9 protein-coding genes and 2 pseudogenes are annotated in these 8,980 nt (G+C 57.5%); 6 read left to right on the top strand and 5 right to left on the bottom strand.

The features are described 5' to 3' along the window. Positions 1-547: pseudogene (locus tag CES87_RS29845) on the bottom strand (carbonic anhydrase); the annotation flags it as partial. 244 nt (positions 548-791) lie between these two features. Here CES87_RS29845 and CES87_RS29840 point away from each other — a divergent pair. Beyond that, positions 792-1,241, top strand: coding sequence for a DUF2214 family protein (locus CES87_RS29840; RefSeq protein WP_128608932.1), 450 nt, complete (start codon positions 792-794; stop codon positions 1,239-1,241). A gap of 144 nt (positions 1,242-1,385) precedes the next feature. Here CES87_RS29840 and csrA read toward each other — a convergent pair whose 3' ends face one another. After that, complete coding sequence (gene csrA, locus CES87_RS29835; protein ID WP_128608931.1) at positions 1,386-1,586, bottom strand: carbon storage regulator CsrA; 201 nt, start codon at positions 1,584-1,586, stop codon at positions 1,386-1,388. Positions 1,587-1,835: 249 nt separating this feature from the next. Here csrA and CES87_RS29830 point away from each other — a divergent pair, with 249 nt between their 5' ends. After that, positions 1,836-2,201: an SPOR domain-containing protein gene (locus CES87_RS29830; protein ID WP_128608930.1), complete on the top strand. Its 366-nt coding sequence runs from the start codon at positions 1,836-1,838 to the stop codon at positions 2,199-2,201. Here CES87_RS29830 and CES87_RS29825 read toward each other — a convergent pair. The 3 genes and pseudogenes from CES87_RS29825 to CES87_RS29815 form a co-directional block, all read right to left on the bottom strand. Further along, on the bottom strand, positions 2,198-2,944 hold the full coding sequence (locus CES87_RS29825) for an endonuclease (protein ID WP_128608929.1): 747 nt from the start codon (positions 2,942-2,944) through the stop codon (positions 2,198-2,200). The genes CES87_RS29830 and CES87_RS29825 overlap by 4 nt on opposite strands. A gap of 4 nt (positions 2,945-2,948) precedes the next feature. Then, positions 2,949-3,216: pseudogene (locus tag CES87_RS29820) on the bottom strand (DUF1654 domain-containing protein). A gap of 181 nt (positions 3,217-3,397) precedes the next feature. Further along, positions 3,398-4,486, bottom strand: a complete 1,089-nt coding sequence (locus CES87_RS29815; RefSeq protein ID WP_128608928.1) for an asparaginase — start codon at positions 4,484-4,486, stop codon at positions 3,398-3,400. A gap of 317 nt (positions 4,487-4,803) precedes the next feature. On the opposite strand from CES87_RS29815, the gene CES87_RS29810 reads away from it, so the two are divergent. From CES87_RS29810 to CES87_RS29795, 4 genes are all read left to right on the top strand, one after another. After that, positions 4,804-5,244 carry a hypothetical protein gene (locus CES87_RS29810; RefSeq protein ID WP_128608927.1) on the top strand — a complete coding sequence of 147 codons (441 nt, stop codon included), beginning with the start codon at positions 4,804-4,806 and terminating at the stop codon, positions 5,242-5,244. Between the two features lie 198 nt (positions 5,245-5,442). After that, on the top strand, positions 5,443-6,396 hold the full coding sequence (locus CES87_RS29805; RefSeq protein WP_128608926.1) for a sugar ABC transporter substrate-binding protein: 954 nt from the start codon (positions 5,443-5,445) through the stop codon (positions 6,394-6,396). Positions 6,397-6,451: 55 nt separating this feature from the next. Beyond that, the gene (locus CES87_RS29800; protein WP_128608925.1) at positions 6,452-8,005 is read left to right on the top strand and encodes a sugar ABC transporter ATP-binding protein; all 1,554 of its coding nucleotides are present in this window, start codon (positions 6,452-6,454) and stop codon (positions 8,003-8,005) included. After that, positions 8,002-8,979 (top strand): ABC transporter permease, encoded by a 978-nt coding sequence (locus CES87_RS29795; RefSeq protein ID WP_128608924.1) that lies wholly within the window; start codon positions 8,002-8,004, stop codon positions 8,977-8,979. Before CES87_RS29800 ends, CES87_RS29795 begins: the two co-directional genes overlap by 4 nt. Position 8,980 lies beyond the last annotated feature (1 nt).

Genomic DNA, 8,980 nt, shown 5'->3' with positions numbered 1-8,980 from the left:
CAGTCAGTTTCGGGATTTGCCCAGGGAACACCGTGTGATCTTTTACGGCTTAATGCCGGCTTCGATGGCGCCGCAGCTCTCATGCCCCAATACAAGAATGAGCGGTGCACCCAGCACGGCAACACCGTATTCAAGACTTGCCAGTCCTTCGTCTGTGACGAAGTTGCCAGCGACGCGTACGGCGAAAAGATCGCCCCGTGCGGTATCGAAAGCGTACTCGGGGCGATGCGAGAGTCGGAGCAACTCAGTACCGCCACGAACGGGTTCTGGCCTGAGACCAATGCTTCACGTTCGCTCTTGAAGTCGTGCGTCTTGGAGTTGCCGCTGACATATCGTTGATTTCCTTTCATCAGCCTTTTCAGGGCCTCGTCCGGGCCGATCACGTTTTTTGGTTTTGGGGGGCGGAGGTCTTTTCTGCTGCCTGAATGATTCGACTGGGTAGTGCACCGGCAAGTAGCAGGGCACCGGCTCCTAACCCGGCAAGTCGAAGAAAACGACGGCGCTCATTGGTGTTTGAAGCAGATTTTGAATCACATGATTCACACATGATTTGTGTACTCAGGTCAATTTGATTGGAATAAGTGCGGTTGGACAGTGCTTCCTAGAACATGTAGCACTGGCGTGTTGGAGTCTAGTCGACTGCTGTAACGCCATGTTTTTCGCCGCCTCCGGGATGGATCGGTTGAGCGGAACACAGCAAACAGTGAAGAGTTGGGGGGGGGGGGCGGGCCGTTGATTCATGCGCTACTACTGACAGGTTGTTCCAAGTTCGTCCTGACAGGAGTTTCTTGATGCTGACTCACTGGTTTCTTGCGGCGGTTCACCTATTGGCGTTTGCGCTGGGGTTCTGGGCGGTACTGGTTCGCGGTACGAATTTTCGGCGTTTGGCAGTCGGCGCGGGGGAGACTCGCAGCGTGTTGATCTCGGACAACCTTTGGGGGATTTCTGCGCTCATTCTGCTGGTTACCGGTGGGATGCGAGCCTTTGGCGGCTACGAAAAAGGTACGGATTACTACCTGCATCAGCCGTTGTTCCACCTCAAGATGACGCTTTTCGTCCTTATCCTGCTGCTTGAAGTGGCGCCAATGGTGACCTTGATCAAATGGCGGGTATCACGTGGCGCGGCAATTGATACCAGGCGCGCGACGTTGTTTGCGCGGATCAGTCATGTCGAAGCGTTGCTGGTGTTGCTGATGGTCGTTGCAGCCACTGGGATGGCGCGGGGTGTTACGTTTGGTTAGTCGAATGTGATCAGGCACTTCTCAAGCGTAGAGAAGTGTCATGGATTGCCGAGAATGGGGCGAGCGAGTGAAGCGAGGGCGTTACCGCACATGAATCTTTAGCCAGCCGTCGTTGCGCAGCGAACGGGCTGGCTACTGACTACATCAGGATTCAGGTGTTTGCGGTTTGGCCGGGGCGGTCAGGCCAGCTTGAATGCGCTGATAAATTTCTTCGCGATGCACCGCAACGTCTTTCGGAGCGTTGATGCCGATCCTGACTTGCTGGCCGCTTACGCCGAGGATGGTGATCGTAATGTCGTCACCAATATTTATGCTTTCACCGACTTTGCGGGTGAGTATCAGCATGGTCTTCTCCTTGATTGCTTTGTGGGGCACCTGATTCGGACAGTGCAGAGGTCGGTGGTATGTATAGATTAGTGCGAAGTCTCACGGTTTGGGTGCCTCTTTCTGACGCGCAGATGCAGCATTAATTCCCAAGGCGTAACTATACAGAGGCCGCACCCATCATTCTCGTAGTTTTGCGCCCATTTTGCGGCACTCTGGAACTATTCATGAGTGTTAAAATCCGCACTTTAAGCCTTCAGAGGTAAAGCTGTGCGCAAAATGGTCTTGGTAATGGCGGTACTAGCGCTGGCGGGATGCGGTGAAGGCAAGCGTATTAATGCGCCAAAGCCTGCGCCGGCAACGGTAGCCGTACCCGCGCAGGCATCGGCGCCGCAATGGGATCTGGAAGTGCGGGGTGAAACGCCACAGGCAGTCAGTGACCTCAGCGGCTGGTTGATTGAACACAACTTCATGTCCAATGTCGTCCGGGAAAACGGCAAGGTCCGGGTGCTGATGGGGCCGTTCAATTCAAAAGCCGAAGCCGAGGCCAAGCAGGCGGAGGTGGGTGCAGCCATCACCAAGGCGAAGAAGCAGAATATCGAGCTGCTGGTGCTGGAGCGGCCGGTCAGTGGTTAGAAACACAAAGGCCTCGGGGATGAACCCGAGGCCTTTTTTGTTTTTAGCGTACGATCAGCCGCAGGTTTCATGTCCACTGGACCGACAAACTCGTTGCCGCGCCCCATGACGCACGCCACGCTCTGGTTGCGTTGACGTTCCCAGGCCTGAACCGGATAAGTTTTGTCCCAGGCTTCATACAATTGCCGATCCTGTTTCGACAAGCGCAAACCATATTGCTTGCTCATGTAGAAGTAAGTCCGGGCGATCATGCCGCGAATGGACGGGCGCGGCATGACCTTCTTTGCCTTGAAATCGACTTGAGTCAGGCAGGAGCCATATTGACCCGATTGCTCCGGCAGCAAGCCGAAACTGAAGTTGCCGCGATCACCGTTCACCTCACCGATGCTCGGTACCAGGTTATGCAGATCGGCTTCGGCCTTCTGGTAGACAGGATCGTAGCGCGTGCAGTTCTTGCGCCCGCCTTCTTGCCAGCACTGTCGCTGATGGCCAATTTGCCAGGCCGGAACAATGTGCTCCCATTCAATGCGGGCAGCGCGCTTGGCATTTTTACGCGGCACATATCCGCATGCAGCGAGGTTCACCCGGTTGCCGGTGTATTTGCAGCCGCAATAAAACTCGGTGGATTGTGGTGCGTACAGTTTCCAGGCAACTTTCTTGGCTTCATCGAAGGTGCGCGGCGCGTCGGCCTGAGCGCCCATGGCGAACAACAGAAACAGCAATGCAAAACAGCGGACACTCATTGAATCAGTCTTCCTTCGGCACAACCCAGAAAATCTGTACACCGCCATCGTCGCGATAGGCGAGGGTGACGTTGTCGTTTCATCGATTTCTTCGAGCAAGCGCTCCCATTCATCCACGGACTCATCCGGGAGACGGAAAATCAGTGCTGCCCTGGCTTTTTGGGCGGTGGGGGAGTTGATGATTTTTGAACGCGCAGGCCCATGCGGACATAGGAGTCAGGTGAGGCGGAGGTGGTGTCCACGGAATTATCCTTATTAAGCTGTACGTGCATACAGTATTTAACTGTAGGCATTTTCGCAACTGCTTAAAATTCAAGAAAATCCTCTGACAGCGACTTTTCCATTTGGTGTGGGACGAGGGTGATTTTTGTCAGGCGGGAGAGTGGGAGCCACTCGCCAAGGCTGGCGAGTGGTAAAGCGGTGCCCGAGCGGAATCGCTCGGGCGAGGGCGAATCAGTATTCCCAGAACATCCGTTGCAGCTCTTTGCTGTCGTTGGTCTTGGTCAGCGCGACCATGGCCAGGATGCGGGCTTTTTGCGGGTTCAGGTCGTGTGCCACGACCCAGTCGTACTTGTCGTCAGGCTGTTCGGCGTTACGCAGTACGAAGCCGCCGGCGTTGACATGGGAAGAGCGAATGATCTGCACGCCGTCCTTACGCAGGGCTTGCAGGCTTGGAACAACCCGCGAAGCCACCGAGCCGTTGCCGGTGCCTGCGTGGATGATGGCTTTGGCGCCCGACTGAGCCAATGCCTTGTAAGCAGTGTCGCTGACGTTGCCGTAGGAGTAGGCGATTTCCACATCAGGCAGGCTCTTGATGTTCTTGATGTCGAACTCAGAATCCATGGTGTGGCGCTTGGCTGGCAGGCGGAACCAGTAGGATTTGCCTTCAACCACCATCCCGAGCGGGCCCCAGGCACTTTTGAAGGCCTCGGTCTTGATGTTGATCATTTTGCTGACATCGCGACCCGACTGGATCTCGTCATTCATGGTCACCAGCACGCCTTTGCCACGCGCCTCTTTGCTGCTGGCCACGGCCACGGCGTTATACAGGTTCAGCATGCCGTCGGCCGACATTGCGGTGCCCGGGCGCATGGAGCCGACTACGATGATCGGCTTGTCGGTTTTTTCCACCAGGTTCAGGAAGTAGGCGGTTTCTTCCAGGGTGTCGGTGCCATGGGTGATGACGATGCCGTCGACGTCGTCGCTGTCGGCCAGTTCGGCCACGCGGCGACCCAGTTGCAACAGGTTGTCGTTGGTAATGCTCTCGGACGCGATCTGCATGACCTGTTCGCCGCGAACATTGGCCAATTGGGTGAGCTCCGGAACACCGGCGATCAATCTGTCGATACCGACTTTCGCCGCTTGATAGGTCGCGCTGTTGGCGGCGCTGGCACCCGCGCCGGCAATAGTGCCGCCGGTGGCCAGGATCACCACGTTCGCCAGTTTCTGTTGGGTTTCGACTTCTTTTGCCTGAAGGGCAGCAGGCAGGAGCAGCAGGAGGGCCAAGGCGCCCGGAACAAAAGTCTTCAAAGCAGATGTCATTTTTTTCTCTCTTGTAGTGACGGTGCTGATGCAGGTTCATCAGATGCGCCCCAAACGAATCCGAGCGTTTGGGGCACTAGAGAAGAGCAGGATCTGTACCAGTCATGTTTTGCGTGGAGAAAAAACGTTTAACTTGTTGATTTGTTTAAACATTTAAACGTGCTGTGCACTATGGCGTGGCCCTGAGCTGTCCGGGTTTCCGACTATCTCTCCTATTTGCGTTCGGTTCACCGAAAGCTGGATGGTGAATCAGGGTTAAAGAAACCCATGTGCAGGTCGATCTCTCTCCTGAGGAATCTTTAAATCAGGGAGTTCACATGTCATTGACTGTCGGTTTTCCAAGTGCGTCCGTGATCAACATCGGCGGTAAATCGCCGGCGTCCGTCGAGGCCTTGAATGAAGCGACGTCTGACACCGCGCAGCAGCCGCCGGGTCTGGAGGAAGGCGAGAAAAAGGCAGTCAGCCTCGGCGACGTTCGCGGTTCTGAAACTGAAAGCGCCGGCAGTCAAAGCATTGCGGTGAAGACGTTGCTCAAACGCATGCAGGAACTGCAACAGCAACTGCGCGAACAGCAGCAGCAACTGGCGGCCACGCAAGCAGCGGAGTTTCCAACGCCGCAAGCCAAGTCGACGGCAGTGATGGCGATCCAGAGCCAGATTGCCGATACCTCGGCCGCCCTGTCGCAAGTGGCCGCCGCCTTGGTAAAGGAGTTGACCAAGGTCTCCGGCACGGGAAGCGTGATCAGTACGACGGCATGATAAAAACCGTCTGCTTTTTCTATCCGTCGCCCCGCGAAGAGCGTTTTCCGGTCGTTGACAAATTTTGACAAGATTCGCATAGTTCGTTCTACGCAAACGTTTGCGCAGTGCTCTCGGTGGCTAAATCCATCGACGAACGCCACACAGCTCAATCCGGCGCAAGCGTTGCTCACAATAATCATAAGATCGGAGTGAACCATGAAGCTGCCATTCGCTGGACGTCTTCTTGCTGTCGCTATGCTGGTTGCCGCATCCGCCGCGCTGCCTCTCTCTTCGGCTTTCGCCGAGTCCCCGGAAAAACCCAAAGTCGCGCTGGTCATGAAATCCCTGGCCAACGAATTCTTCCTGACCATGGAGGACGGCGCCAAGGCTTACCAGAAAGACCACTCCGGCGAGTTCGAGCTGATTTCCAACGGCATCAAGGACGAAACGGACACGGCCAACCAGATCCGTATTGTCGAGCAGATGATCGTATCCAAAGTCGATGCATTGGTCATCGCACCCGCTGATTCCAAGGCCATGGTGCCGGTGATCAAGAAAGCGATGGATGCCGGTATCACCGTGATCAACATCGACAATCAGCTTGACCCGGCGGTGGTCAAAAGCAAAAACATCAGCGTTCCGTTTGTAGGTCCGGACAACCGCAAAGGCGCACGCCTGGTGGGTGATTACCTGGCCAGGCAGCTCAAGGCCGGTGACGAAGTCGGCATCATCGAAGGGGTCTCCACCACCACCAACGCCCAGGCCCGCACCGCAGGTTTCAAGGATGCAATGGAAGCTGCGCAGATCAAGGTGGTGTCCGTTCAGTCCGGTGACTGGGAGATCAACAAAGGCAACCAGGTTGCCTCCGCCATGCTCAGCGAATACCCGCAGATCAAGGCCCTGCTGGCCGGTAACGACAGCATGGCAGTCGGTGTAGTGTCGGCAGTGCGCGCCGCAGGCAAGGCCGGCAAGGTGCAAGTGGTCGGTTACGACAACATCAACGCCATCAAGCCGATGCTCAAGGATGGCCGTGTGCTGGCCACCGCCGACCAGTTTGCCGCCAGGCAAGCAGTGTTCGGTATCGAGACCGCGCTGAAAATCATCAAGGGCGAGAAAGTCGACAGCGCTAACGGCGTGATCGAGACGCCGGTAGAGCTGGTTACCCAGTAATCCTCTGGCGACACAACGGTGCTCGCCTGTCCGGGCGAGCGCATGGAGAGTTTTTATGTCCGTTCACGCCCCGAACGCTGTCCTCTCGGTCAGTGGAATCGGCAAGACCTACGCCCAACCGGTCCTTACTGGCATCGACCTGACGCTCGTGCGCGGTGAAGTGCTGGCGCTGACCGGCGAGAACGGCGCAGGCAAAAGCACGCTGTCGAAAATCATTGGCGGTCTGGTCACGCCGACCACTGGTCAGATGCAATTTCAGGGGCAGGATTTTCGCCCAGAGAGCCGCACCCAGGCTGAAGCCTTGGGCATCCGCATGGTCATGCAGGAACTCAATCTGTTGCCGACGCTGTCGGTGGCGGAAAACCTGTTTCTCGATAACCTACCCAGCAAAGGCGGTTGGATCAGTCGCAAGCAATTGCGCAAGGCGGCAATCGAAGCCATGGCCCAGGTCGGACTCGACGCGATCGATCCGGACACCCTGGTCGGTGAACTCGGCATCGGTCACCAGCAAATGGTCGAGATCGCCCGCAACCTGATCGGCGATTGCCACGTGCTGATCCTCGACGAGCCGACCGCGATGCTCACGGCACGCGAAGTCGAAATGTTGTTCGAACAGATCACCCGTCTGCAGGCGCGCGGCGTGTCAATCATCTATATCTCCCATCGCCTCGAAGAGCTGGCCAGGGTCGCCCAGCGCATTGCGGTACTGCGCGACGGCAATCTGGTGTGCGTCGAGCCGATGGCCAATTACAACAGCGAGCAACTGGTCACGTTGATGGTCGGTCGTGAGCTTGGCGAACACATCGACATGGGTGCGCGCAACATCGGCGCTCCGGCGTTGACGGTCAAGGGTTTGACCCGCGCCGACAAGGTTCGTGATGTGTCCTTCGAAGTGCGTGCCGGCGAAATCTTCGGCATTTCCGGCCTGATCGGGGCAGGGCGAACTGAATTGCTGCGCCTGATCTTCGGTGCCGATACCGCAGACAGTGGCTCGGTAGCGCTGGGTACGCCGGCGCAGGTCGTGAGCATCCGTTCTCCAGTGGATGCGGTCGGGCACGGCATCGCCCTGATTACTGAAGACCGCAAAGGTGAAGGCCTGCTATTGACGCAGTCGATCAGCGCCAATATCGCGCTGGGCAACATGCCCGACATTTCCAGCGCAGGGTTCGTCAATCATGGCCACGAGGCTGCTCTGGCCCAACGTCAGATCGATGCCATGCGCATCCGCAGTTCCGGCCCGGCGCAATTGGTGTCCGAACTGTCCGGCGGAAACCAGCAGAAAGTGGTGATCGGCCGTTGGCTGGAGCGAGATTGCTCGGTGCTGCTGTTCGATGAGCCGACCCGGGGTATCGATGTCGGCGCCAAGTTCGACATTTATGCGCTGCTCGGTGAGTTGACCCGTCAGGGCAAAGCACTGGTGGTGGTGTCCAGCGACCTGCGCGAATTGATGCTGATCTGCGATCGGATCGGTGTGTTGTCGGCGGGGCGTCTGATCGACACCTTCGAGCGGGACAACTGGACCCAGGATGATTTGCTTGCCGCCGCATTTGCCGGCTACCAAAAACGTGATGCGCTGCTCAACGAAGCAGCGCCTAGGGATCTTCCATGAATACCGCATCTTTAGCCGGCAAACGCAGCGGCAACTTTTATGGCCTCGGCACCTATCTGGGCCTGGCCGGTGCATTGCTGGCGATGGTTGTGCTGTTCTCGATCCTGAGCAGCCATTTTCTGTCTTACGACACCTTCAGTACGCTGGCCAACCAGATTCCGGACCTTATGGTGCTGGCGGTCGGTATGACGTTCGTGTTGATCATCGGCGGCATCGACCTGTCGGTGGGCTCGGTACTGGCGCTCGCTGCGTCGACGGTCAGCGTGGCGATTCTCGGCTGGGGTTGGAGTGTCCTGCCCGCGGCGTTGCTTGGCATGGCGGCGGCGGCACTGGCCGGGACCATCACCGGTTCGATCACCGTGGCGTGGCGTATTCCATCGTTCATCGTGTCCCTCGGCGTGCTGGAAATGGCCCGCGGCGTGGCATATCAGATGACCGGTTCGCGTACGGCGTACATCGGCGATGCCTTCGCCTGGTTATCCAACCCGATCGCCTTCGGGATTTCGCCGTCGTTTATCATTGCCTTGCTCATCATCTTCGTCGCCCAGGCTGTGTTGACCCGCACCGTGTTCGGTCGCTACCTGATCGGCATTGGCACCAACGAAGAGGCGGTACGGCTGGCCGGGATCAATCCCAAGCCCTACAAAATCCTGGTGTTCAGCCTGATGGGCTTGCTGGCCGGGATCGCCGCGCTGTTTCAGATTTCGCGCCTGGAAGCGGCGGACCCGAACGCCGGCTCCGGTCTGGAACTGCAAGTGATTGCCGCGGTGGTGATCGGTGGCACAAGCCTGATGGGTGGGCGTGGCTCGGTGATCAGCACGTTCTTCGGCGTGTTGATCATTTCCGTATTGGCGGCCGGTCTGGCGCAGATCGGCGCAACCGAACCCACCAAGCGCATCATCACCGGCGCGGTGATCGTGGTCGCAGTGGTGCTTGATACCTACCGCAGTCAACGCGCAAGCCGGCGGACTTGAA

Origin of the sequence: Pseudomonas sp. ERMR1:02 (assembly GCF_002277815.1) — a bacterium.
Taxonomy (GTDB): Bacteria; Pseudomonadota; Gammaproteobacteria; order Pseudomonadales; family Pseudomonadaceae; genus Aquipseudomonas.
The sequence above is the reverse complement of the archived record's forward strand: the minus strand, read 5'-3'. Positions and strand labels throughout refer to the sequence as shown.